23 protein-coding genes and 1 tRNA gene are annotated in these 25,656 nt (G+C 62.6%); 22 read left to right on the top strand and 2 right to left on the bottom strand.

The window, feature by feature from the left end:
- Nucleotides 1–31: 31 nt before the first annotated feature.
- The 13 genes from thrS (at nucleotide 32) to AC1AV0_RS00175 (ending at nucleotide 12,825) form a co-directional block, all read left to right on the top strand.
- Nucleotides 32–2,065 (top strand): threonine--tRNA ligase, encoded by a 2,034-nt coding sequence (thrS, locus tag AC1AV0_RS00115; RefSeq protein ID WP_476570476.1) that lies wholly within the window; start codon nucleotides 32–34, stop codon nucleotides 2,063–2,065.
- Between the two features lie 10 nt (nucleotides 2,066–2,075).
- Nucleotides 2,076–2,675, top strand: coding sequence for an HIT family protein (locus AC1AV0_RS00120; protein ID WP_476570478.1), 600 nt, complete (start codon nucleotides 2,076–2,078; stop codon nucleotides 2,673–2,675).
- Between the two features lie 76 nt (nucleotides 2,676–2,751).
- Nucleotides 2,752–3,507: a YebC/PmpR family DNA-binding transcriptional regulator gene (locus tag AC1AV0_RS00125; RefSeq protein ID WP_476570480.1), complete on the top strand. Its 756-nt coding sequence runs from the start codon at nucleotides 2,752–2,754 to the stop codon at nucleotides 3,505–3,507.
- Nucleotides 3,508–3,512: 5 nt separating this feature from the next.
- On the top strand, nucleotides 3,513–4,097 hold the full coding sequence (gene ruvC, locus AC1AV0_RS00130) for a crossover junction endodeoxyribonuclease RuvC (protein WP_476570482.1): 585 nt from the start codon (nucleotides 3,513–3,515) through the stop codon (nucleotides 4,095–4,097).
- Between the two features lie 253 nt (nucleotides 4,098–4,350).
- Nucleotides 4,351–4,977, top strand: coding sequence for a Holliday junction branch migration protein RuvA (ruvA, locus tag AC1AV0_RS00135; RefSeq protein ID WP_476570483.1), 627 nt, complete (start codon nucleotides 4,351–4,353; stop codon nucleotides 4,975–4,977).
- A gap of 20 nt (nucleotides 4,978–4,997) precedes the next feature.
- Nucleotides 4,998–6,062, top strand: a complete 1,065-nt coding sequence (ruvB, locus tag AC1AV0_RS00140; protein ID WP_476570897.1) for a Holliday junction branch migration DNA helicase RuvB — start codon at nucleotides 4,998–5,000, stop codon at nucleotides 6,060–6,062.
- A 47-nt stretch (nucleotides 6,063–6,109) separates the two neighbouring features.
- Nucleotides 6,110–6,538 carry a preprotein translocase subunit YajC gene (locus tag AC1AV0_RS00145; protein WP_476570899.1) on the top strand — a complete coding sequence of 143 codons (429 nt, stop codon included), beginning with the start codon at nucleotides 6,110–6,112 and terminating at the stop codon, nucleotides 6,536–6,538.
- Nucleotides 6,539–6,616: 78 nt separating this feature from the next.
- Entirely contained in the window at nucleotides 6,617–7,204 is a 588-nt protein-coding gene (locus AC1AV0_RS00150; RefSeq protein ID WP_476570484.1) for an adenine phosphoribosyltransferase, read from the top strand.
- Between the two features lie 57 nt (nucleotides 7,205–7,261).
- The gene (sucC, locus tag AC1AV0_RS00155) at nucleotides 7,262–8,464 is read left to right on the top strand and encodes an ADP-forming succinate--CoA ligase subunit beta (RefSeq protein WP_476570485.1); all 1,203 of its coding nucleotides are present in this window, start codon (nucleotides 7,262–7,264) and stop codon (nucleotides 8,462–8,464) included.
- On the top strand, nucleotides 8,464–9,375 hold the full coding sequence (gene sucD, locus AC1AV0_RS00160) for a succinate--CoA ligase subunit alpha (protein WP_476570486.1): 912 nt from the start codon (nucleotides 8,464–8,466) through the stop codon (nucleotides 9,373–9,375). Before sucC ends, sucD begins: the two co-directional genes overlap by 1 nt.
- On the top strand, nucleotides 9,372–10,820 hold the full coding sequence (locus tag AC1AV0_RS00165; protein ID WP_476570487.1) for a cell division protein PerM: 1,449 nt from the start codon (nucleotides 9,372–9,374) through the stop codon (nucleotides 10,818–10,820). Before sucD ends, AC1AV0_RS00165 begins: the two co-directional genes overlap by 4 nt.
- Nucleotides 10,768–12,384, top strand: coding sequence for a bifunctional phosphoribosylaminoimidazolecarboxamide formyltransferase/IMP cyclohydrolase (purH, locus tag AC1AV0_RS00170; RefSeq protein ID WP_476570489.1), 1,617 nt, complete (start codon nucleotides 10,768–10,770; stop codon nucleotides 12,382–12,384). Before AC1AV0_RS00165 ends, purH begins: the two co-directional genes overlap by 53 nt.
- A 156-nt stretch (nucleotides 12,385–12,540) precedes the next feature.
- On the top strand, nucleotides 12,541–12,825 hold the full coding sequence (locus AC1AV0_RS00175) for a DUF3017 domain-containing protein (protein ID WP_476570490.1): 285 nt from the start codon (nucleotides 12,541–12,543) through the stop codon (nucleotides 12,823–12,825).
- Here AC1AV0_RS00175 and AC1AV0_RS00180 read toward each other — a convergent pair.
- Entirely contained in the window at nucleotides 12,742–13,728 is a 987-nt protein-coding gene (locus AC1AV0_RS00180) for an aquaporin (RefSeq protein WP_476570491.1), read from the bottom strand. The genes AC1AV0_RS00175 and AC1AV0_RS00180 overlap by 84 nt on opposite strands.
- 188 nt (nucleotides 13,729–13,916) lie before the next feature.
- Between AC1AV0_RS00180 and AC1AV0_RS00185 the strand changes: the two genes are divergently transcribed.
- The 9 genes from AC1AV0_RS00185 to AC1AV0_RS00225 all read left to right on the top strand — a co-directional run bounded on the left by AC1AV0_RS00185 (nucleotide 13,917) and on the right by AC1AV0_RS00225 (nucleotide 25,015).
- Complete coding sequence (locus AC1AV0_RS00185) at nucleotides 13,917–14,690, top strand: pseudouridine synthase (protein ID WP_476570493.1); 774 nt, start codon at nucleotides 13,917–13,919, stop codon at nucleotides 14,688–14,690.
- Nucleotides 14,687–16,816, top strand: coding sequence for a bifunctional cytidylate kinase/GTPase Der (gene der / locus AC1AV0_RS00190; protein ID WP_476570494.1), 2,130 nt, complete (start codon nucleotides 14,687–14,689; stop codon nucleotides 16,814–16,816). The genes AC1AV0_RS00185 and der overlap by 4 nt, the downstream gene beginning before the upstream one ends.
- A 291-nt stretch (nucleotides 16,817–17,107) precedes the next feature.
- Nucleotides 17,108–17,181: transfer RNA gene (locus AC1AV0_RS00195), tRNA-Pro, on the top strand.
- 199 nt (nucleotides 17,182–17,380) lie between these two features.
- Nucleotides 17,381–18,775, top strand: a complete 1,395-nt coding sequence (locus AC1AV0_RS00200; RefSeq protein ID WP_476570901.1) for a UTP--glucose-1-phosphate uridylyltransferase — start codon at nucleotides 17,381–17,383, stop codon at nucleotides 18,773–18,775.
- 139 nt (nucleotides 18,776–18,914) lie between these two features.
- A complete protein-coding gene (locus tag AC1AV0_RS00205; protein WP_476570495.1) occupies nucleotides 18,915–20,825 on the top strand; it encodes a helix-turn-helix transcriptional regulator in 1,911 nt (636 codons plus the stop codon).
- Nucleotides 20,826–20,837: 12 nt separating this feature from the next.
- On the top strand, nucleotides 20,838–21,155 hold the full coding sequence (locus tag AC1AV0_RS00210; protein ID WP_476570496.1) for a hypothetical protein: 318 nt from the start codon (nucleotides 20,838–20,840) through the stop codon (nucleotides 21,153–21,155).
- A 28-nt stretch (nucleotides 21,156–21,183) separates the two neighbouring features.
- The gene (locus AC1AV0_RS00215) at nucleotides 21,184–23,772 is read left to right on the top strand and encodes a DEAD/DEAH box helicase (RefSeq protein WP_476570498.1); all 2,589 of its coding nucleotides are present in this window, start codon (nucleotides 21,184–21,186) and stop codon (nucleotides 23,770–23,772) included.
- A gap of 73 nt (nucleotides 23,773–23,845) precedes the next feature.
- Complete coding sequence (locus tag AC1AV0_RS00220; protein ID WP_476570499.1) at nucleotides 23,846–24,193, top strand: RNA polymerase-binding protein RbpA; 348 nt, start codon at nucleotides 23,846–23,848, stop codon at nucleotides 24,191–24,193.
- A gap of 108 nt (nucleotides 24,194–24,301) precedes the next feature.
- Nucleotides 24,302–25,015: an HAD hydrolase-like protein gene (locus tag AC1AV0_RS00225; RefSeq protein ID WP_476570501.1), complete on the top strand. Its 714-nt coding sequence runs from the start codon at nucleotides 24,302–24,304 to the stop codon at nucleotides 25,013–25,015.
- Nucleotides 25,016–25,273: 258 nt separating this feature from the next.
- Here the strand turns inward: AC1AV0_RS00225 and AC1AV0_RS00230 are convergent, their stop codons facing one another.
- Nucleotides 25,274–25,645 (bottom strand): hypothetical protein, encoded by a 372-nt coding sequence (locus AC1AV0_RS00230; RefSeq protein WP_476570502.1) that lies wholly within the window; start codon nucleotides 25,643–25,645, stop codon nucleotides 25,274–25,276.
- Between the last annotated feature and the right edge of the window lie 11 nt (nucleotides 25,646–25,656).

Consider the following 25,656-nt stretch of genomic DNA (forward strand, 5'->3'; position numbering starts at 1 on the left):
TAATGCGGACCCCGAAAGATAGGACATTATCATGGCTGCAAGCCCCATCTCCATTACGGTCAACGGCGAAGCGAAGGAGGTGGAGGCAACCATCACCGGCACCGAGCTGTTCGCGGACGACAAGAACATCATCGCCGTGCGTCTCAACGGCGAACTGCGCGACCTCTACACTCCGCTGAGCGACGGCGACACTGTCGAACCCGTGGCCCTCGACTCCGAGGACGGCCTGAACATCATGCGTCACTCGGCCACGCACGTCATGGCGCAGGCCGTGCAGGAGATCTACCCGAACGCCAAGCTGGGCGTCGGACCGGTGATCGAGAACGGCTTCTACTACGACTTCGACGTGGAGACGCCCTTCACTCCGGAGGATCTCAAGGATATCGAGAAGCGCATGCAGCGCATCATCAAGTCCTCCCAGTCGTTCCGCCGCCGTGTGGTGACCGAGGAGGAGGCGTTGGCCGAAGAGGCCGACCAGCCGTACAAGATCGAGCTCATCAACGACAAGCAGGCGCATCTCGACCCCGAGGCCGCCACTGAAATCGACGAGAAGGAACTGAGCTTCTACGACAACGTGGACCGCGACGGCAATGTGGTGTGGAAGGACCTGTGCCGCGGCCCCCACCTGCCGAACACCCGCTTCATCAAGGCGTTCAAGATCGAGCGTTCCGCAGCGGCCTACTGGCGCGGCAGCGAGAAGAATCCGATGCTGCAGCGCATCTACGGCGTGGCGTTCTTCACCAAGGATGATCTGAAGGCCTACCAGACCCGTCTCGAGGAGGCCGCCAAGCGCGACCACCGCAAGCTCGGCGCGTCCATGGACCTGTTCTCCTTCCCGGACGACATCGGTCCCGGCCTGGCCGTGTTCCACCCCAAGGGTGCCGCGATCATCAACGCCATGGAGGATTACTCGCGTGAGATGCACCGCAAGCACCACTACAGCTTCGTGCAGACCCCGCACATCACCAAGGGCGGCCTGTACGAGACCTCCGGCCACCTGCACTGGTATAAGGACGGCATGTATCCGGCCATGCACCTCGACGAGGAGCGCGACGCGGAGGGCAACATCACCAAGCCGGGCGCGGACTACTATCTGAAGCCCATGAACTGCCCGATGCACAACCTGATCTTCAAGGCGCGCCAGCGTTCCTACCGCGAACTGCCGCTGCGCCTGTTCGAGTTCGGCACCGTGTACCGCTACGAGAAGTCGGGCGAGGTGCACGGCCTGACCCGCGTGCGCGGTCTGACGCAGGACGATTCCCACATCTACTGCACCCGCGAGCAGATGAGGGACGAGCTGGCCAACCTGCTCACCTTCGTGCTGAACCTCCTGAAGGACTTCGGTCTGACCGACTTCTATCTGGAGTTGAGCACCAAGGACGAGCACAAGTACGTCGGTTCCGACGAGATCTGGGAGGAGGCGACCAACACGCTGCGCGAAGTGGCTGAGGCGTCCCACCTCGACCTCGTGGCCGATCCGGGCGGCGCCGCGTTCTACGGCCCGAAGATCTCAGTGCAGGCCCGTGACGCGATCGGCCGCACCTGGCAGGTCTCGACCATCCAACTCGACTTCAACCTGCCCGAGCGTTTCGACCTCGAGTACATCGCGGCCGACGGCACGCACCAGCGCCCGGTGATGATCCACCGCGCCCTGTTCGGCTCCCTCGAGCGTTTCTTCGCCGTGCTGCTCGAGCACTATGCGGGCGCGTTCCCGGCGTGGCTCGCCCCCGTGCAGGTGCTCGGCGTGCCGGTGACGGACGAGGTCGCGCCGCATCTGGCCGGTTTCGTCAAGTCCCTCGAGGACGAGATGGTGCGCTGCGAGGTGGATTACTCCGCCGACCGCTTCGGCAAGAAGATCCGCAACGCCTCCAAGTCCAAGGTGCCGTTCATCCTCATCGTGGGCGACGAGGACATGACCAACAACGCGGTGAGCTTCCGCTTCCGCGACGGCAGCCAGCTCAACGGCGTGCCGGTGGACGAGGGCCGCGCCAAGATCCTCAAGGCGATCGCCAAGCGCGTGCAGGTCAACTCCGCCGACGACTTCACCGCCGCCACCGCGGAATAAGGAATAAATGATGACTGACGAACATGTGCGTGTCGACGATCCGGCGGGGTTCCCTCCGCAGGAGGACGCGGTCGAACGTTTGTGGACGCCGCAGCGCATGACCTATGTGCTGCGTGGTTCCGACGACCGCCCGGCCAAACCGAAAGCCAAGGAGTGCCCGTTCTGCGCGGGACCGGCCAAGTCCGATGAGGACGGCCTGATCGCCTGGCGGGGCACGCACGTGTTCGCCATCATGAATCTCTACCCATACAATGTGGGCCATCTCATGGTCTGCCCGTACCGTCATGTGGGGATGCTCACCGATCTGAACGACGCTGAGCTTTTCGAATTCGAGAAGGCGACCACATTGGCCATGAAGGTGATGGAGACCGTCTCACATCCCGACGGTTACAACATCGGCATCAACCAGGGCGAGGTGGCCGGCGCGGGCGTGGCGGCGCATCTGCACCAGCATGTGGTGCCGCGGTGGAACGGCGACGCCAACTTCATGCCGATCGTCGCACAGACCCGCACCATGCCGATTCTGCTCTCCGACCAGCGGGCCGCCTACGCGGCGGCATTCGCGGATCTCGCGCCGCGGTTCGGTCTGCCCGCGTCTTCCACTATCTGAGGAAACGCCGACGTTTGTCGGCGAACCGCTTTAAAATCAACTCGTTTGTCTTATTGTCTAATCTGAACGGAGCATTATGTCCGGTCATTCCAAGTGGGCGACCACCAAGCACAAGAAGGCCGCCATCGACGCCAAGCGCGGCAAGCTCTTCGCCAAGCTCATCAAGAACATCGAGATCGCGGCCCGTATGGGCGGCGGCGATCCGGACGGCAACCCGAGCCTTGCCGACGCCATCTACAAGGCGAAGAAGGCCTCCATGCCGGCCGACAACATCAAGCGCGCCGTCAAGCGCGGCTCCGGTGAGGAAGCCGGCGGCGCCAACTATGAGGACATCGTCTACGAGGGCTACGCTCCCGCCGGCGTGGGCCTGATCATCGAATGTCTGACCGACAACCGCAACCGCGCGGCCGCCGACGTGCGCTCCACCCTGACCAAGGGCAACGGCTCGCTGGCCACCACCGGTTCCGTGAGCTTCAACTTCGAGCGCAAGGGCCAGATCGCCATCCCGTCCGAGGGCGTGGACTTCGACGACCTGTTCGAGAAGGCCGCCGAGGCCGGTGCCGAGGATGTGGCCGACGAGGGCGAGATGTTCGTCGTCACCACCGACCCCTCCGACATGCACACCGTGCGCCAGGCCCTGCTGGACTCCGGCTACGAGTACGACTCCGCCGATCTGGTCATGGCCCCGAAGAACGAGGTTGAGCTCAGCCTCGAGGATGCCCGCAAGGTCTCCAAGCTCATCGACAACCTCGATGACCTCGACGACGTGCAGAACATCTACTCCAACTGGACCGCCTCCGACGAGGTGATGGCCCAGCTCGACGAGGAGTAGTCCTCGTGATCATCCTTGGCGTCGACCCCGGGCTCACGCGCTGCGGGGTCGGCGTGATCGAAGCCGGCGCACACCGCCGGCTTTCGTTTATCCACGTCGACGTCGTGCGTTCCTCGCCGGATATCTCGCAGGATCTGCGATTGTTGGCGGTATACAACGGTCTGGCGGAGAAGATGGAACGATTCGCGCCCGACGCGGTGTCCATCGAACGCGTGTTCGCCCAGTCGAACCGCAACACCGTGCTCGGCACCGCGCAGGCCGCCGGCATGGCGATGCTGGCCGCGGCGCAACGCGGCATTCCGGTTGCTCTGCATACGCCCACCGAAGCGAAACTGGCGATCACCGGCAACGGACAAGCGGAGAAGATCCAGGTGGAGCGCATGGTCACGCGCATCCTCAACCTCTCGAAGATGCCGACTCCGGCCGACGCCGCCGACGCGCTGGCATTGGCGATCTGCCATGCGCTGCGCCCGGCCGGCGCGCTGCAAGGCGGCGAACGCGAACAGCATCTGACGCCCGCGCAACGCCAATGGGCCGAAGCCGCGCAAAAAACCTACCGCCGCCGCATCAACGCAGACCGTGGAATGTGAACCGCCCGCAATTCCAAAGGAATTGCACAAGGCGGTTCACGCGAGCCGGAAAAAGTGAAAGCCCAGTGGGCTTTCACCCGGCGGAGCCATCCTTATAACAAAACTATTGGTTCACGCGAGCCGGCCGAAGAGGAAGCCCAGTGGGCTTCCGTGCCGGCGGAGCCATCCTTACAACAAACCCCACACCGGATAAACCCGTCCAAGTACCCCATATGATACACTTCGAACAGTTGTTCGACTTTGGAGGGCGCATATGATTGGAATGCTGACCGGGTGCGTGGAGTCGGTGGAGGCCGATTCCGCGCTGATCGACGTTGGGGGAGTGGGTTACGAGGTGCGTATGCCCACCGCCGACCTAGGCCGCGTCCACATGGGTCAGGAGGTGCGCGTGCACACCTATCTCAATGTGTCGCAGGACGCCATCACCTTGCACGGCTTTCTCGACGCCGCCGCGAAGAAAACCTTCCTGCAGCTGATCAAGGTCTCCGGCATCGGCCCCAAGGTGGCCCAGTCGCTGCTCTCCACGCTTACGCCGGGGCAGTTGGCCCGCGCGATCGCGGACAACGACGCCACCGCTCTCGCCAAAGCGCCGGGGTTGGGCAAGAAAGGCGCGCAGAAGATCATTCTCGAACTCAAGGGGTCGATCGACCTCAGTCAGGTCGAGGGTGCCGCCGCCTCCGCGAACGCCCAGACGGTCGACGAGGACGCCGGCACGCATCAGGTGATCGAGGGTCTGATGTCGCTCGGCTGGCGTCAGCAGGACGCCGAACAGGCGGTGGCCGAAGCCTGCCGCGACAACAACATCGCCACGCCGCTCGCCGCCGAGGATGTGCCGCGCGTGCTGCGCCTCGCGCTTACGCTTATGGATAGGGGACGCTGATGAGCGACGCATCGACAGCATTGAACGAAACTCCCGCATACGGCCAGTCGAACACCGGAGCGAACGAGGAATCCCTGCGCATGGTGTCCTCGCAACCCATCGGCAACGAGCCGGTGAGCGACGAGGAGCTGCGCCCCCACGCGCTCGACGGCTTCATCGGCCAGCCCACCCTCAAAGCGCAGCTGCAGTTGTTCCTCGATGCCGCTCGCAAACGCGATGTGCCGCCCGACCATATCCTGCTGGCCGGCCCTCCCGGCTTGGGCAAAACCACGTTGGCGATGATCGTGGCCAACGAGCTGGGCGTGCCGATCCGCGTCACTTCGGGCCCCGCCATCCAGCACGCCGGCGACCTCGCCTCGATTCTGAGCTCGCTCGATACCGGCGAAGTGCTGTTCATCGATGAGATCCACCGACTGCCGCGCGCGGCCGAGGAGCTGCTGTATATCGCGATGGAGGATTTCCGCGTGGATGTGATGGTGGGCAAGGGGCCGGGCGCCACGTCCATCCCGCTCACCCTGCCGCGGTTCACGGTGATCGGTGCCACCACGCGCGAAGGCATGCTGCCCTCGCCGTTGCGCGCGCGTTTCGGTTTCACCGCGCATCTCGACTTCTATCCGATCGACGAGCTTGAACGTCTGATCGACCGTTCGGCCGGCGTGTTGGGCGTCAATCTCGACGAAGGCGCGGCCGCCCAGTTGGCCATGCGTTCGCGAGGCACGCCGCGTATCGCCAACCGTCTGCTGCGCCGCGTGCGTGACTGGGCCATCGTGCACGATCTCATCGTGGTGCGTTCCGCGGATGTCAAGGAGGCGCTGGACCTCTACCAGATCGATTCGGAAGGTCTGGACCGCTTGGATATCGCCGTGCTTAAGGCCATCGTGACGAATTTCAACGGCGGTCCGGTGGGATTGAACAATCTTTCGGCCATGGTGGGGGAGGAGTCCGAAACCGTGGAGACGGTGTGCGAACCGTATCTGGTGCGTGAGGGATTCCTCGCCCGCACGCCGCGTGGCCGCATCGCCACCGAAAAAGCGTGGAGGCATCTGGGATTGGTTCCACAGGATGATGTCAGCAAGCTCTTTTAGAATCTTGAAAGCTTATTAGTTCTAGCAAGGAGTTCGTCTTGGATTATATGTTCCTCATCGTCATCATGGTCGCTATGATCGGCATGATGTGGTGGCAGTCCCGTAAAGCCAAGCAGCAGCAGGCGGAGCGTCAGGACTTCCGCACCAACCTGCAGCCGGGCACCGAGGTCATCACCATCGGCGGCGTGATCGGCAAGGTCGTTTCCGTCGACACCCAGTATGAGGAGATCGTCATCGACTCCGAAGGCTCGCTGATTCGCTTCTCCTTCAACGCGATCAGCAAGGAATACGTACGTCCCGCCTACGTCTCCGACGACGAGGTGGACGAGAACGGCAACCCGATCGAGCAGGATTCGATTGAGCAGAACGGCGACGAGGCGCAGGTCCCCATGGATCAGTCCATCGAGGCGGCCGAAGAAGTCGTTGACGACGCCGAGAGCACAAACGACGAGCAGCAGCCCGAGACAATCAAGTAAGTTCTCTCCATCCGCTCACACCATCCGGTGTGAGCGGTCTCGTTGTATCCGTTCATTCGCAGAAAGCCAACCATCGTCATGTCGTCCGCCGATATCGCCATCGCCGATTTGAACAAGATTCCCGTCGAAGACGCCGAATACCTTATCTCGCTGATTCGCACGATCCCCGGATATCCGAAGCCGGAGATCCTCTTTCGCGATTTCATTCCTGTATTCGCCGATGCCAAAGGCTTGCGTATCCTCATCGAAGCGTTGCAAGCCGCATTGCCGGTACCTGCCGATTCCTTTGATTCCATCGCCGGACTCGAGGCGCGCGGCTTCCTGTTCGGCCCGTTGCTGGCCCATCAGCTGGGCAAGGGGTTCATCGCCGTCCGTAAAGCGGGCAAACTTCCACCGGAGACCCTTAGCCAGATCTACGATATGGAATATGCCAGCACAGGTGTCGAGATTCTGTCCGATGCTGTGAAGCCGGGTGAACGCGTGCTTGTCGTGGACGATCTCATCGCCACGGGAGGTTCGGCTCAGGCGGCGGCGCAGCTCATCGAACGTGCTGGCGGCACGGTTGTGGGCTTCAGTTTCGTTATGGGACTCAACGGGTTGAACGGCACCAACCAGCTTGGCGACCGTCCGACCAGCGTGCTCACCACCATGCCCGACCACGCCTAAGCCCGACATCTGGCCACGAGCACAGCCTCAACATCCATCATCCTGAGGAAGACATTCATGGATCTATACGAATATCAAGCACGGGAGTTGCTTGAAGAGCAGGGCATTCCAACGCCCAAAGCCGTGTTCGCCCATAATTCGCATGAAGTGGCCGAAGCCGTCGACATGGTCGGTTTGCCCTGTGTGATCAAAGCCCAGGTCAAAATCGGCCATCGAGGCCAGGCCGGCGGCGTCAAGCTCGCCAAAACCCGCGACGAGGCCATTCTCGCCTCCGAGGCGATTCTGCCCATGAGCATCCACGGACACAAGGTGTCCGGCGTGCTGGTGGCCGAAGCCAAGAACATCCTGCATGAGTATTACGTGTCCATTTCGGTGGACCGTTCCTCGCGCGACTACGATGTGCTGGCCACCGCCGCGGGCGGCACCGAGGTCGAGGAGATCGCCAGGGAGCATCCCGAATCAGTCAAGCGCCTGCATATCGGCGCGCTGGAGGAGTTCGACATCGAAGCGGCCACCCGCATGGCCGAAAGCATCGGCTTCTACCATGCCGACGTCGATCAGGCCGCGCAGATCCTGCTCAAGATGTGGCAATGCTTCAAGGAGAACGACGCCACGCTGGTGGAGATCAATCCTTTGGCGAAGATCGGCGACCCCGACGACGAATCCTCGAAGACGCTTTGCGCGCTCGACGCCAAAATCTCTCTTGACGACAACGCGGCGTTCCGCCATGACGGCTGGAAGCGTTTCGAAGACGCCGTCCAAGCCGACCCGTTCGAGCAGCGCGCCCGCAAATACGGACTGCATTACGTGCATCTCGACGGCGAAGTCGGTGTGATCGGCAACGGCGCGGGACTGGTGATGAGCTCGCTCGACGCCGTGTCCGGTGCCGGAGAGGAACAGGGCACCGGCATCAAGCCGGCGAACTTCCTCGACATCGGCGGCGGAGCATCCGCGCAGGTGATGGCCACCAGTTTGGACATCGTGCTCTCCGACCCGCAGGTCGAATCGGTGTTCATCAACGTGTACGGAGGCCTGACCTCCTGCGAGCAGGTGGCCGAGGGCATCCTCGAAGCGGTGTCCGCCCGCGGCGGATCCAAGCCGCTGGTGGTGCGTTTCGACGGCAACGCGGCGCAGGAGGGTCTGAGAACCCTCGCCAAGGCGAACAATCCGAACGTCCATGTGGCGCAGACCATGGAAGAAGCCGCCAGCCAGGCCGCCCGCATCGCGGCTGAGGCGGTCCAGTCGAAGGAGGCGCGCTGATGACGCTGTTCATTGAAGACGGGGCCCCGGTGATCGTCCAGGGCATGACCGGACATCAGGGCATGACCCACACCGCACGCATGCTCAAGGCCGGCACCAACATCGTCGGCGGCGTGAACCCCCGCAAGGCCGGCACCACCGTCGATTTCCCCGCGGCCAACGGCCAGGACGCGCATGTTCCCGTGTTCGCCACCTGCGAGGAAGCCAAGCAGGCCACCGGTGCCAAAGCCAGCGTCGTGTTCGTGCCTCCGCGCTTCACCAAAAACGCGGTGGTCGAGGCCGTCGAAGCCGGTATCGAGCTGGTCGTGGTGATCACCGAAGGCGTTCCGGTCGCTGATTCCGCCTACTGCGTGGCCCTCGCGCGCCGCAAGGGCGTGCGTCTGGTCGGCCCCAACTGCCCGGGTCTGGTCACGCTGGGCGAGCCGGGCGTGAACCTCGGCATCATCCCCGACGGCATCGTGCCGCGCGGACCGCTGGGACTGGTGTCGAAGTCCGGCACGCTGACCTACCAGCTGATGGGGGAGCTGAGCGACATCGGCTTCACCGCTTGCTTGGGTGCCGGTGGCGACCCGATCGTCGGCACCACCCTGCAGGAGGCGCTTGAAGCCTTCGAGGCCGACGAGCACACCAAGGCCGTGATGATGATCGGCGAGATCGGCGGCAATGCGGAACAGGACGCGGCCCAGTGGGCCAGCGAGCATATGACCAAGCCCATCGTCGCCTACATCGCCGGATTCACCGCTCCGGAGGGCAAGCAGATGGGGCATGCCGGCGCCATCGTCTCCGGCGGCAAAGGCACCGCGCAAGACAAGAAGGAAGCGCTTGAGGCCGTCGGCATTCCGGTGGGCAAAACCCCGGGACAGGCCGCCGCTCTGATGCGCGAGGTGCTCGCCAAGCAGTCGCTGCTATGATCGAATCCCTCAAACAGTGGGGCAGGGGACTGCTGCTATCCGTCCTCGCCATGGCCATCTTCGCGATATCGCTGGGCTGCTGCATCGCGCTGATCCTGCTGGTCGTTTCGATGGAGGAGGGCGGGGACAACCTCTCCGCCCATACGGTGCCGCTGACGCAAGCCGTGGTGCTGCTCAGCCAAGGCATCGGCTTCACCACATCGTCCATCACGTTGACGATCACGCCGCTTGGTCTGACCGCCCTGCTGGTCGCGCTCATCGCCTCGCTGATCACACGTCTGCGCGCCTTCTCTCCGCAGGCATTGGTCGGCGGACTGGTGGGATGGCTGGCGATCAACACCATGTTCAGGCGAGGCGTCGAGGTGGGGTTGACGGATGACTTGGGAATCTCCCTGCTCAAATGCGCGGGACTGTACATATTCGCAGTCATCTGCGCTATCTGCGCCAACAAACGACTCATCCATGGCGTGGCCCAGCTCATCCGGGACCGTCTTTCCACACCCATCCGCCATTGCCTGAAGCGCGGCCTGATACTGGCCGCCGCCTTGATGGGCGTGTACGCGCTTTGCGCCATAGGCACCGTGATTTCGTGGGTGTGGATGAACCATGACGCGATGGCCGCGGTGTTCGACATGGCGGGCATGCAGACCGGCTCGCGTGTGCTCACCACCATCGCCTCGCTGATTTGGCTGCCCAATCTGTGCGTCTGGGCGTGCTCGTGGCTGTTCGGCGCCGGATTCTCAATCGGTGAGCTCGGCAGCTTCACCCTGTGGATCGGCCAGTCCAGCGGGCTGCCGGCTGTGCCGATATTCGGACTGTTTCCGAATCCGGTCGAGAACGATGTATTGCGTACCGTGCTGATGATGATTCCGTTGGCCGCGGCCCTCGTACTCGGGTTGCTCGCCGTTTTTCTGCCGCAGGGTTTCGCGTACCGGCCGATGCGGATGATGCATGAGTGGACCGACAAGCGCATGGTGCTCGATTTGGTGTATCCGGCGGCGGCCTTCTGTCTGGCCGGCGCGCTGGTCGCGGTCTGTTCCGCGGCCGTATTCGCCCTGTCCAACGGCTCGCTGGGGGAGCATCGGCTCGCCCATGTGGGCGTCGACGTGGTGCAATCCACCCAGACGATCGGACGGCCCACCGCCGTCGGACTGTTCGCCGCATGGATGACCGCGCTTGTTGTCACGGCCGCGTTTTTCGGGATAGGCTGGATATCGCGCCGCATCTCGCAAACCCGCGACGCGCAAACCCGCGACGCGCAGAACCACGACGAACACAGGACGCCCCGCACCACCGCCGTCGCGCGTACCGCCAGCGGCACCGCGGACGCAGCCGCGTCCGGCCAATCAACCGACTTGCAACCTTCAGATTCACAACCCAAGGAGGAACAGGATGACAAACACGAACCGACCGATTCGCCGAGCACTGGTGTCGGTCTTCCATAAGGAAGGAATCGAGGTGCTCGCCGACGCGTTCGTGAAGGCCGGCACCGAGGTCGTCTCCACCGGGTCGACCGCCAAAACGCTCGCCGCGCTGGGCGTGAGCGTCACCGAAGTCAGCGAGGTCACCGGTTTCCCCGAAAGCCTGGACGGCCGCGTGAAAACCCTTGATCCGCATATCCACGCGGGCATTCTGGCCGACATGACCAACACCGACCATGTGGCGCAGCTCGAACAGCTGGGCATCAAGCCCTTCGATCTGGTGGTGGTGAACCTGTATCCCTTCGCCGACACCGTGCGTTCCGGCGCCGACACCGACGCCATCATCGAGAAGATCGACATCGGCGGCCCCTCCATGGTGCGCGGCGCGGCCAAGAACCACGCCACCGTGGCCATCGTCACCGACCCGCAGGATTACGCGCTGGTCGCCTCCCGCGTGGCCGACGGCACCGGCTTCTCGCTGGACGAGCGCCGTTGGCTCGCCGCCAAGGCCTTCGCGCACACCGCCGCCTATGACGCGACCATCAACGAATGGACCGCCAAGCAGTGGCCCAAGCCCGCCACCGTGGCATCTGACGATGAGCAGACCGACACGGCCAAGTTCCCCGCGCAGTTCACGCGCACCTGGGACCGCGCCAACACGCTGCGCTACGGCGAGAACTCGCACCAGCAGGCCGCGCTGTATCTCGATCCGCTGAACCAGACCGGTTTCGCGCATGCCGAACAGCTCGGCGGCAAGCCGATGAGCTACAACAACTACGTGGACGCCGACGCCGCATGGCGAGCCGTGTGGGATATGGCCCCCTCCATCGCCGTGGCTATCGTCAAGCACAACAATCCGTGCGGTCTGGCCATCGGCGCCACCGCGGCCGAAGCGCATAAGAAGGCCCACGCCTGCGATCCGGTGAGCGCCTACGGCGGCGTGGTGGCGTGCAATACCACCGTCACGCTGGACATGGCCGAAAGCGTGCGTCCGATCTTCACCGAGGTGATCGTGGCCCCCGCCTACGAGCCCGAGGCCCTGGAGCTGCTGCAGACCAAGAAGAAGAACCTGCGCATCTTGAAGGTGGCCGAACCGCCGAAGGGACATGAGCAGATCCGCGCCATCGACGGCGGACTGCTGGTGCAGGACACCGACCTGATCGACGCTCCCGGCGACGACCCGAACGGTTGGAAGCTCGTTTCCGGCGAAGCCGCGGACGCCGAGACCCTGAAGGATCTCGTGTTCGCTTGGCGCGCCATCCGCTGCGTCAAGTCGAATGCCATTCTGCTCGCGCATGACCAGGCCACGGTCGGCATCGGCATGGGCCAGGTCAACCGCGTGGACTCCTGCCATCTGGCCGTCGAGCGCGCCAACACGCTGGCTGACAACGCCGATCGCGCCACCGGCGCGGTGGCCGCGTCCGACGCGTTCTTCCCCTTCGCCGACGGTGCCGAGATTCTGATCAAGGCCGGTGTCAAGGCGATCGTGCAGCCCGGCGGATCCATCCGCGACGAAGAAGTGATCGAGGCGGCCAAGCAGGCCGGCGTGACCATGTACCTCACCGGTACGCGCCACTTCTTCCACTGATCGGTTAAGGCCGGCTGGAGGGGATTTGCCATTCCCATCCAGCCGGCCTTCGCATATCGTGTTCGCCGGCGATTCGCCGCATCGGGCGTTACGCCTCTATAATGCAACAGTCAGTCGTAAGACCAGCTGTCCAATGCAATACAGGTAAGGACCACCATGAAGGACCATCCGACCGTTTCCGAAACGAATGAGGGCAAGCCCTGGTTCGAATGGATCGTGCTCGCCATGGTGGCGTTTGCCGTCGTCGCGGCCTTCTTCGGATACACGATGGCCGCCACGGCGGTACTCGCCGCGGCGGCCATCGTCACCGGAGTGCTGCGTCTGGTATTACGCGAACGCAGCCCTTGGAAAGTGCGCTCAGTGGCGTTCGACTCCTTCATCGGCATCGCGTTGGGCGTCGGACTGCTCGTCACGTACTTCAGCATCAGCCTCATCATGTGAGGCTTCGGCCTCGACTGAAGTCTCCTCGGCGACCGCCTCGGCTTCAACCGTTCCATCCTCGACCTCGACGGCGTCCATCTCACCCGACAGGGTTTCAGCATCGTCGCCTTCGACCGCAACCACGGCTTTCGGACGGGACAGCGCGTCATTGATCATCTGCGTGACGATCATCGCCAGCGCCACCACAGCGGCGGCCAGCACCGGGCAGATCCAGAACACCCACAGCTGGGGCAACGGATTCTGCGTCAGGCCCTGGCCTTGGGCGGCGAGCGCGATACCCGTGGCACGGGCCGGATTCAGGCCGGAACCGGTCACCGGGTAGGTGATGGCGGCGGCGAGCGCGTAGGACAGGCCCATCGCCACCACATGGCGGTCGGAGGATTCGCCGTGCTCGCCCAGGGACGACATGGCGGCGGCGACCACCAGCAGCGCGGCGATCACTTCGACGACGATCGCCAGCGTGACCGAGAAGCTGATGCCATACTGGCTGAGCACGGAGTAGGAGACGGATCCCTCCTCGAAACCGTTGACCGCACCGGGCAGCCAGATGCTCATCGTCACCGTCTCATTGGTGGGGATCAGCGTGACCACCGCGAAGCCCGCGGCGATGGCGCCGACCACCTGGGCGATCACATACAGCACGCCGTCGAGCACCTTGGTTTTCGAGGCGAGCACGGCGGCGACGGTCACCGCGGGATTGAGCTGTCCGCCGGAGACCTTCGAGAAGATCGCCGTCACGGCCGCGTAGGCCAGACCGGTGGCCAGGGCGGCGAACACCACATTGATGCCGAACACGGCCGACCCCCAGGTCGAATACGCGTAAATGGCAAAGCACAACAGGAAACTTCCAGCCAATTCTGCGGCCACTCGGATGGCCAGCGGCTGTTGCTTCGTTTCTTCCATGGTTTGAATACCTCTGTTCTATTGATCACGGCGGAAAAAGGACCCGCCGAACGTCTGCCAGTGTAGCAGTACCCGGCGGTAGGATAGAATGGAAAGGTTGGGAATCGCTGGAAGAGTCGGCGGTTCACCGGCATATGCATAAGAAACCATGCAAGGCGACCGCCTTGCCAGGCCACGTTGGGAGAACGATGCCACACGCATATTCCCGTGCCCAGAAGGCGCACGATGACAATACCGATGGAATCCGTCTGCAGAAGCTGCTCGCTCAGGCAGGCTTTGGCTCGCGACGCAAATGCGAGGAGATGATCACCGACGGCCGTGTCGAGGTCGATGGCGAACTGGTCACCGAGCTGGGCAGCCGCGTAGATCCGAGCAAGCAGCAGATCCGCGTCGACGGTTCCCGAGTCCGTATCAACACCAATCACGTCACGCTCGCGTTGAACAAGCCGCGCCGCGTGCTCTCCGCCATGGATGATCCCAAGGGGCGATTCACGCTGCGCGACATTGTGGGCGATAAATACGACCGCATCTTCCATATGGGCCGCCTCGACTACGAGTCCGAGGGTCTGCTGCTCATGACGAACGACGGCGAGCTCAGCCAGCATGTGATGCACCCCAAGTACGAGGTGGAGAAAACCTATATCGCCACGCTCGAAGGCAAGATCAGCGGCACGGTGTGCCGCAGGCTGGTGACCACGGGCGTGCAGCTCGACGATGGTTGGATCAAGCTCGACCGTTGCTCGATTCTCGACTCCAACCGAGACAGCACCATCGTCAAGGTCGTGCTGCATTCGGGTAAGAACCGCATCGTGCGCCGTATCTTCGGCTCCATCGGTTTCCCGGTCAAGCGGCTGGTCCGCACGCAGATCGGCCCGATCAAACTCGGCGATCTCAAGCCGGGCGCCTACCGTGTGCTCAGCCAGACCGAGATCCGTTCGCTGTCCAAGGAGGTCGGCCTGTGATCCGCGTAGCCATCGACGGACCCGCCGGCGTGGGCAAATCGTCCACGTCCAAAGCGCTGGCCAAATATTTCGATTTCGCCTATCTCGACACGGGCGCGATGTACCGCGCCTGCGCCTGGTGGTGCCTGAATCAGGGCATCGATTTGGACGCCGAAACGGTTGACGAGCAAACCGTCACCGAAGCGGTGGGCGCCTTCTTCACCGAAGGCCATTTCGACATCAGCGTCGATCCGGACGATCCGCGCGTGACCGCTGACGGCGAGGACATCAGCCAGGCGATCCGCTCGTCCGAGGTCTCATCGCACGTGTCGAAGGTTTCGAACATCATTCCCGTACGCCATGTGCTGATTGCCGCGCAGCGCGCCTATATCGCGCGTGAGGCGGCGGGCGACTCGTATTCGCGCGGCGCGGGCATCGTGGCCGAGGGGCGCGACATCACCACCGTGGTGGCGCCCGACGCCGAGGTGCGCATCCTGCTCACCGCCAGCGAGGAGGTACGTCAGGCCCGCCGCACCGGCCAGGCCGTCGCCGGCGTGGGTGCCGAGGATGTGGTCGCCCGCGACAAGGCCGACTCCCAGGTGACGAACTTCCTGACCGCCGCCGACGGCGTGCTCACCGTGGACAACTCCGACATGGACTTCTCCCAGACTTTGGATGTGCTGACCACCATCGTCGAGGACGCCATCGAAGAGCAGGAATACGAGCAGTACGCGGCCAATCTCGCCGGCTACGAGCTGGATGAGGGCGACGAGGCGTTGATCGAGGGACGCGGCTTCGCCGACGATTCCACCTCCGCCGGTCCGCGTCAGGTCGGCGTGCTCGCCGTCGTGGGACGCCCGAACGTGGGCAAGTCCTCGCTGGTCAACCGTATTCTCGGCCGTCGCGCCGCAGTGGTGGAGGACACCCCCGGCGTGACGCGCGACCGCGTGAGCTATGACGCCGAATGGGCCGGAACCGACTTCAAACTCGTCGACACGGGCGGCTGGGAGGCCGACGTGGAAGGCATCGACTCGGCCATCGCCTCACAGGCGCAGATCGCCGTGCAGCTGGCCGACGCCGTCGTATTCGTGGTGGACGCCCAGGTGGGCATGACCGACACGGACGAACGCATCGTCAAGATGCTGCGCGCCTCCGGCAAGCCGGTGACGCTGGCCGTCAACAAAATCGACGATGCCATCAGCGAATACATGGCCGCCGAATTCTGGAAACTCGGACTCGGCGAGCCCTACGCTATCTCCGCCATGCACGGCAGGGGAGTGGGCGATCTGCTGGACGCCGCCCTGGACTCGCTGGCCAAGGCGGAGAAGACCTCCGGCTATCTCACGCCCACGAATCTGCGCCGCGTGGCCTTGGTGGGTCGTCCGAACGTGGGCAAGTCCTCGCTGCTCAACCAGCTTGCCGACGAGGAACGCGCCGTGGTCAACGATCTGGCGGGCACCACGCGCGATCCGGTCGACGAGATCGTGACCATGGACGGCGAGGATTGGCTGTTCATCGACACGGCCGGCATCAAACGCCGCCAGCACAAGCTCACCGGTGCCGAATACTATTCGTCGCTGCGCACGCAGGCCGCCATCGAACGCGCCGAACTCGCGCTGGTGTTGTTCGACGCCTCCCAGCCGATCTCCGATCAGGACCTCAAGGTGATGAGCACCGCGGTGGACGCGGGCCGCGCCATCGTGCTTGTGTTCAACAAGTGGGACGCGATGGACGAGTTCGACAAGCAGCGTCTCGAACGTCTGTGGGCCACCGAGTTCGACCGCGTGACCTGGGCGCAGCGCGTGAACCTCTCCGCCAAAACCGGCTGGCACACCAACCGCCTGTCCAAGGCCATGCGCGAGGCGCTCCAATCCTGGGACCAGCGCGTGCCCACCGGCAAGCTCAACGCCTTCCTCGGGCAGATTCAGGCGGCGCATCCGCATCCGCTGCGCGGAGGCAAGCAGCCACGTATCCTGTTCGCCACGCAGGCCGGCACACGCCCACCGCGTTTCGTGATCTTCGCCACCGGATTCCTGGAGCACGGCTACCGTCGCTTCCTCGAACGCTCCCTGCGCGAGGAATTCGGTTTCGAGGGCTCGCCGATTCAGATCTCGGTGAACATCCGCGAAAAGAAGAAGCGCAAATAACGCCCTTCGCACCGCTCGAAAAACCCAAATTCGAGTTTGGTGTGTCGGACCGAAAAGCCTTGCTCAGGTAAAACGTTTGATTTCAGAGTTTGGTGTGCGAAAACGCCCATAACCGGCGAATTCGACACACCAAACTCTTTTTGTTTCAAACCCACGTCGTATCGGTGACGTGCCCGATGCGAGCGCGCCCGTGAAATCTAGAGAATCAGACACAACACGCTTGAAGCTCATAAAATTTGCATGAATCCACAGATGTGGTAAATTATCCACTCGGTGCTGATGCACTCCGTTCGGGCCGTAGCGCAGCTTGGTAGCGCACTTGACTGGGGGTCAAGGGGTCGCGGGTTCAAATCCCGCCGGCCCGACTGGTGAAGACTGGAATCGAGAGATTCCAGTCTTTTTTCTTTTCCATACCCCCTTTCTCCACGGATTATTCACCGGCTTGATGCCGGCATTCACATGCCCTGCACCATGGTCCGCTAGACTTGTTCGGGGTATTGACTTGAGAAAGGGATCGATGTGAGCGACCAGCAGGACGAGGTGTTCGAGGTTTCCGCCGCGAAGATGCGCGATGCGGGTATGAGCGAGATGGCCATCAGCCAGTTCAAGCGCCTGTACGATGTGTGGCGTCATGAGGAGGCCAGCAGCTGGATTCGCGAGGACGACGTCGAACCGTTGGACGGCGTGCCCAACTTCCACGACGTCTACGAGACCATCAACCACGACAAGGCCGTGGACGCCTTCGCCAAAACCGCCTTCCTCAAGCTCAACGGCGGCCTCGGCACCTCGATGGGTCTCGACTGCGCCAAGTCGCTGCTGCCGGTGCGCAGGCACAAGGCCAAGCAGGTGCGTTTCATTGATATCATCCTCGGCCAGGTGCTCTCCACCCGCAGCCGTCTGGGCGTCGAACTGCCGCTGACGCTGATGAACTCCTTCCGCACCTCCGAGGACACCATGAAGGTGATCCGTCAGAACCGCAAGTTCGTGCAGGACGACATCCCTGTGGAGATCATCCAGCATGTCGAGCCGAAGATCAGCGAGGCGACGGGGGAGCCGGTGTCGTTCCCCGAGAACCCGGAGCTCGAATGGTGCCCGCCCGGACACGGCGACCTGTTCTCCACGATTTGGGAGTCCGGACTGCTGGACGCCTTGGAGGCAAAGGGCTTCAAATATCTGTTCATCTCCAACTCCGACAATCTCGGCGCGCGCCCCTCGCGCACGCTCGCCCAGCATTTCGAGAACACGGGAGCGCCGTTCATGGTCGAGGTGGCCACCCGCACCTACGCCGACCGCAAGGGCGGCCATATCGTGCGTGACAAGGTCACCGGCCGTTTGATGCTGCGCGAGATGAGCCAGGTGCATCCGGATGACAAGGCGGACGCCCAGAACATCAAAAAGCACCCGTATTTCAATACGAACTCGATCTGGGTGCGTATCGACGCGCTGAAGGCCAAGCTCGCCGAATGCGACGGCGTGCTGCCTCTGCCGGTGATTCGCAACCGCAAAACCGTGGACCCCACCAATCCCGACACCGAGACGGTGATCCAGCTGGAAACCGCAATGGGCGCCGCGATCAACCTGTTCAACGGCGCGATCTGCGTGCAGGTGGACCGCATGCGCTTCCTGCCGGTGAAAACCACGAACGACCTGTTCATCATGCGCTCCGACCGTTTCCATCTCACCGACACCTATGAGATGGAGGACGGCAACTATCAGTTCCCCAACGTGGAGCTTGATCAGCGCTACTACAAGAACATCCACGATTTCGACGAACGCTTCCCGTACGCGGTGCCGTCGTTGGCCGCGGCGAACTCGGTGACCATCCACGGCGACTGGACGTTCGGCCGCGACGTGATCATGTTCGCGGACGCCACGCTCGAAGACATGGGCAAACCGAGCTATGTTCCCAACGGCGAATACGTTGGTCCGCTTGGTATCGAGCCTGATGATTGGGTGTGACCCGTTCATCGATAAGCCAAAAAAAGGATGTTTTTTCGGAAAATGACAGCATCCGCCGCAAAAACCCTCTAATATAGAGTGAAGTGTGCGATTAGCGCATGCACACTTACTACGAAACGATAACGATACGTGAGGACTAATGGCAGAGGGTAGCAGCGGACGCCGGCGTTTTTCGGACAAATGGGGCAAGCACGAACTTGATGTGCTCGCTGTTTTGTCATCCGCCTTTCCGCAATGGCTGACGTCACGTCAGATCGCCCAGCGGGTCAAGGCCTACGCCGATTCATACGGCGAGCTCGCCGATCAGGCGGCCAAGGCCGCGTTCGCCAAGCAGTTCCAGCGCGACCGTGCCAAGCTCGCCGCCATGGGCATCGCCATCGAATCCCGTCAGCCCGAATACTCGTCCAAGTCGGAGGGGCAGGATTTCGCGTCCTACCGCCTGCAGTTGGGCGACGAACCGCGTGTGCGTCTGCATTTCGAGCCTGAGGACCTGCCGGTGCTGGCCGCGGCCAATTATCTGGCCCGTTCGATGTCCATGTCGTCCGAGCCCGAGCAGCCGCAGCTCACCCACCAGTCGCGCACCACGCCGCGCGTGCCGCAGACCCCGATTCCCGGTCTCGGGCTGGATTCCATCGCGCCCGGCTTGGGCACGCAGACCATTCCCGACGCGCTGGTCAAGGTGATTGATTCGCGTCGTTTCGCCGCCACCGTCGATGTGGACGGCGAACATCTCAACGTCGCCTACACGGATTCCGACGATCTGGCCATGTACGTGCTGGAACATCCCGGCGCGTCCATCGTGAGCCCTCAGGAGGCGGTCGACGCCTTCCATCGTCGTCTGCACGCCGCCACGCAGTTCACGTTGGCCGACGAAACCGCCAGCGACAACAGCGCCACCGTCGTTTCGGACGCCATCAGCAGCGTCAGCGAACCGGGCGATCCCGAATCGATCAAAGCCCAAGCCAAGAAGAACAGCTCCTCGTTCCAGACCGGCAGCGAGGTGGATCGCCGCCTGCGTCTGATGCTGTTCCTTTCCGCGCACCTGGGCGAGGAATTCTCGATGGCCGAACTGGCGGAACGCTTCATCGGCAAGTCCAAAGGCAACGACGACCTCAAAAAGCAGATCGCCATCATCCATAAGGACATCAATACACTCACCACCGTCTCGGACGATGGTGAGATGGCCGGCAGCCAGTTCTTCGACATCGACTGGCCGCTGCTTGATTCCGAGGGCATCGTCTCGGCCACCAATTCGCTTGGTTTGGAGCGTCTGGCCGGCATTTCGCCGCAGTACCTGAGCATGCTCACCGCTTCGGTGAGTTATCTCGCGCACGCGCCGCTGCTGCCCGCATACCAGCGTGACCAGGCGGAATCGCTGTATCGCCGCCTGCGCAAGCATGTCACGCCGGGTCAGACCCCGTGGCTGAGCCTGACCGGTTATGAGATCGAACCGCGCAGCTTCACCATCGTCAAGCGCGCCATCTCCACCGGTTCCCTGCTCGATATGGAATATACCGACGGAGCGGGTCGCACCCGACGCAAGCTGGTTGCGCCGGCGAAGATCTTCGTGGACGAGGGCGTGTATTACGCGGCCGTGTGGACGGACGTGGCCAAGGCCGCGCCCAAGGAGATGAAATCCCACGTCGTCAAAGACACGACCATCGATAAGACGAACGGCAAGCCGCGCACCTGGCAGGTGCTGCGTCTGGCGCGCATCGAGGATGCCACGATGGTTGAGCCCATCGCCAAACTCGACATTCCCGACGTGCCGGTGGCCGAACTGCGCAAATGGAATTTCGACAACGGCACCGCCGCGGTGTTCATCACCGACCAGAGCGGATTGCCGTTCATCAAAACGCTGCCCGGCGCTCAGGTGGAATCCTGCGGCACGGGGGAGAAGGTGCATCTTATCGTCTCTTCCGACTCCTGGTTCGTCGCCTTCTGCATCGCCCACGCGCGCCACATCACCGCGGTCGCGCCGGAGACGCTGCGTACGATGATCGTCGCCCGGGCGCAGCGCGAGCTGAGTCTGAGCGAATCCGACGAGTAAGGAGCGGCCGCTATGCCATGGTGGGTCTGGGTGCTGCTGGTCGTGTTCATGCTGGCCATGATCGTGGCCGGATTGGTCTATGCGGGCCTGCACGGCTTGCGGGCGCTGCGCGACGCCGGCGAGGTCGGTGCCAAAATCGGTGAGAGGTTCGCCGCGCTGGGGGATGAGAGCGAGACGCAAGAGTCCAATGACGCGCCGCTGTTCACCCAGCCGCTTGACGTGGCCCGCGAGCGCTATATCGACGCGTATGCCGAGGTGATTCGCCGTCAGGACGCCAAGCGCCGGCGCCACGCCGAACGTTGGGCCGTTTGGCGCCGCTTCAACGACTGAACGAATCTACCGGAAAGAACAGGAGCATATGGCTCGTCACCGCCGCCGTTCCGGCGCAGCGCAATCAGAAACCGAAACCGCCTCCTCGCCGTCGCAACGCTACGCGTCCTTTCAACGCAAACAACGCCAGTCACGTACGGCCGCCGCGCGTTTCGCCTCATCATTGCCGTTCGAACTGGACGATTTCCAATCGCAGGCCAATGAGGCGTTGGAGAACGACAGCAATGTGCTGGTGGCCGCTCCCACAGGCGCAGGCAAAACCGTGGTGGCGGATTTCGCCGTATTCCTCGCGCAGGAGCGCAACGTCAAAGCCTTCTACACCACACCCATCAAAGCGTTGAGCAACCAGAAATACCATGATCTGGTCGCCGAATACGGCACGGAGCGCGTGGGTCTGCTCACCGGCGACACCTCGATCAATTCCGAGGCGGATATCGTGGTGATGACCACCGAAGTGCTGCGCAATATGCTGTACGAGCGTTCGTCCACATTGAACGCCCTGCATTACGTGATCCTCGACGAGGTGCATTTCCTCGCCGACCGCTTCCGCGGCCCCGTGTGGGAAGAGGTGATCATCCACTTGCCGGCCCAGGTCAAAATCGTGGGATTGTCGGCCACCGTGTCGAACGTCGAGGATTTCTCCGCATGGATCTCCTCGGTACGGGGCGACACCGCGCTGGTGATCAGCGAGCATCGTCCGGTGCCGTTGGAACAGCATGTGCTGGTGCAGGCCGACCAGCATACCGAGCCGGAGGTGCTGGATCTGTACCGCAGGGACGGGCAGGAACAGCAGACGACGAAACTCAACGCGCAGTTGGTCAACCGTCTTGATCAACTCGACCGTCAGGCGGCCAGACGACGCGGCGAGCAGAGGCCGGATAAGCGCAAGGGGCGCGGCGGCAAGTCGCGCGTCCGGACGCCCCGCCCGGAACGACATACCCCACGCCGTTGGGCCGTGGTCGACGAGCTCGACTATCTGGGACTTCTGCCGGGCATCTTCTTCATCTTCTCCCGCAACGGCTGCGACCAGGCGGTGGAGCAGTGCATCAACGCCGGTCTTGAGCTCACCACCGATGCCGAAGTGACCCGCATCCGCCGCATTGTGGACGAGATGGTGGAGGGACAGCTCAGCCAGGAGGATCTCAAGGCGCTGCAGTTCTCGAAATTCCGCTTCGCGTTGGAGGAGGGCTTCGCCTCCCATCACGCCGGCATGGTGGCTCTGTTCCGCCAAATCGTCGAACGTCTGTTCGAAGAAGGTCTGGTGAAGATGGTGTTCGCCACCGAAACCCTCGCGCTGGGCATCAATATGCCGGCGCGCTGTGTGGTGGTCGAAAAACTCGAGAAATTCGACGGCACCGGCCATGTGGGACTGACGCCGGGGGAGTTCACCCAGTTGACCGGCCGCGCGGGTCGCCGCGGCATCGACGACATCGGGCATGCCATCGTGGTCGACCATCACGGCTTCGTTCCGGCCACCGCGGCCGCATTGTCGTCCAAGCGCGTCTACCCGCTGCATTCCAGTTTCCGCCCGACTTTCAACATGGCGGTGAATCTGCTCAACACCAGCGACTACGCCACCGCGCGCCAGACCCTGGACCATTCCTTCGCCCAATGGGAGGCCAACGAGTCCGCCTGGCAGCTGGAGGCGCAGATGGCCACCTTGCAGCAGGCGATCGAAGGCTATGAGCAGGCCTTCACCTGCGAGCACGGCGATTTCCGTGAGCTGATGGAACTGCGGATGGCGCTCTCCGACTTGGAGAAGGACGGTCGGCGTCGACTCAAGCGCGAGGTGTTCGCATCGGAGCGCGACCGCAGACGGGCTTTCGCCTCCCTTGACGAGCGCATCCGCAAAGCCCGCGCACAGGAATCGCAGCATCCCTGCCGCCGATGCCCCGACCTGCAGCAGCATCTCAAATGGGGTCATCGCTGGGCGAGGGAGATGCGCGAACTGCAGCGTGTCAGCCACCGATACGAATCCCGCACCGGATCGGTGGCCCGCCAATTCGACCGCATCTGCGACATTCTCGCGCAGCTCGGCTATCTGCTGCAAGACGAGACCCCGGAGCGAGCGGACCGCACGTTGACGCTCACGGACCGCGGACGGCTTCTGCGCAGAATCTACAGCGAACATGATTTGGTGCTCTGCGAGGCGCTGCTGGACGGCGTATTCGACGGATTGGACGCCCGCGGTCTGTCCGCAGTGCTTTCGGCATTGGTGTATGAGGCGCGACGCGGCGAAGGCGGCGAGCCCAGGCATTATCCGGGAGGCGTGAGCGGCCCCATCGCCCAATCGTGCGCCCGTCTTTCGCAGGTTTCCACGCGTGTCGATCTGATCTGCGAGGACCATGGTCTGGATACGCCGCGCCAGTTGGATTTCGGTCTCGTGGACGTCATGTACGCATGGGCGGGCGGCGAAAGCCTGTCCACCTGCCTGCGCGATCGTGATATGACCGGCGGCGACTTCGTGCGCAATGCGAAACGGCTGGCCGATGTGCTGCAGCAGGTCGCCGTGGCGGAACCGTATCCGGATGCCGGGGGAGAGGCGCTCGCCGCGCTCGCCCATGAGGCGGCGGATCTGGTCAACCGCGGCATCGTCGCCTATTCCGGCGTGGAATAGGCGGGAATAAGCCCCAAGTCCGAACTGTTAGGTAGCGTAGAACGGTTAGCGCAGGTTAAGGAGGAACCACCACATGGCTGAACGTAGCCTTCGAGGTATGAGCATCGGCGCGAAGTCGCTGGAATCCGACGATAATGTGGATTTCGCGGCGCGCAATGACGTGGCGTATGTGTGTCCGAAGGGCCATCGTACGATTCTGCCCTTCGCGGAGGGTGCCGAACTGCCCAACGAATGGGAATGCCGTTGCGGCGCTGTGGCCCGTCGCGAGGGCGATGATGACGCCAACGCCGACGATCTCGCCAAGCCGGCGCGTACCCACTGGGATATGCTGCTGGAGCGTCGCGAGGTGGACGAGCTGAAGGTTCTGCTCGAAAAACGCTTGCAGATGCATCGTGAGGGTTGGATTCCGGATTACGAGTGATTGTTTTTGATGGCGAGTGGGCCGTGTAGACACGGACACTCGCCATTTCATATGAACAGGGTTTCGCATGCCTGAATTAAGTATGAATTACGAAAAGGGGAGAGGACTATGAGCGAACATCCGAAAAAAGTCGTGCTGCTGGACTTGGACGGCACGTTGACCGAATCGGCGCCGGGCATTATCGCCTGCGTGATCAAAACCTTCGAGGAGCTTGGATATCCGGTTCCCGACGATGCCGAGCTGAAGCGATTCATCGGGCCGGCGATTATCGAATCGCTGCGGCGCAACAATATTCCCGAAGACAAACTTGAAGACGGCATCGACATCTACCGCAATTATTACGCCAAGCAGAACATTTTCGACGATCCGATGAATCCGGGCAACAAGGTTCCCGGACGCCTGTACAACAGCGTGTTCGACGGCATTCCCGAACAGCTCGCGGCCTTGCGCGAGGACGGGTATCTGCTCGCCATCGCCACCTGCAAGCCCGAATACCAGGCCGTGCCGATCTGCGAGCATTTCCATCTGACCGAACAGGTCGACGGCATCTACGGCGCCAGCACGGACAACTCGCGCCTGCATAAGGATCAGGTGATTCGATACTGCTTCGATCACATCGGATTCGACGCCGAAGCCGGCGACCGCGCGCTGATGGTCGGCGACCGCTGGACCGACGTGGATGGCGCCATCGCCTGCGGACTGGATTGCTTGGGCTGCGCCTGGGGCTACGCCGAAGGCGACGAACTCGCGCAGCACGGCGCGTACCGTGTAATCGACGACATCAGTGATCTGCGCGACGCGGTGAACGAGTATTTCGCCTGATACGTCATGCGCACGCTTGTGCGATCGATAATGGCGTGTTCCGTACATACGGGACACGCCATTTGCATATCAGAAGCGAAATGACACCCAAACATCTTATCGACGGCTTTCCCACTCTTATATCTTTATTACGCCGATAATGTACGTTATGTCAGATTATAATTCCGGGAGTGAATCCATTCGCTCATAATCTCACGTAATATATGCCCCGCTCATGCCACCCGTAGCTGCGGGCTACCTCCACAGTCTACAACCGTGTTATTTGCCTGCGCGCTTGAGCCGTTCGTCCATTTCGGTGAACATGGCACGCCTGGCCTGCATATACATCAACGCCAGTTGCGCGGCGACGCACAGCACGACGATTACCACGGACGGCCATCCCATACGCGTGTAGAAATCCCGCACTCGGGAGTCAAAATCATTGCAGATCAGCAGATAAATCGGATATGGCGCGATGAACAACAGCACCGAAACAAGATGAAGCCCGACAATCCCCCAGCTCACCGGACGCACCGGCGGACGCTTGTCTTGCAACAGGAATCCACCTCGGATCACGCACACACCGCACACATTCACCGAAACGACCACGGCCACACACCACAGGGCCGCAGGCAGCAACTCCATCATCATCGGCAAGCGGT

Source organism: Bifidobacterium sp. LH_558 (genome assembly GCF_056356295.1).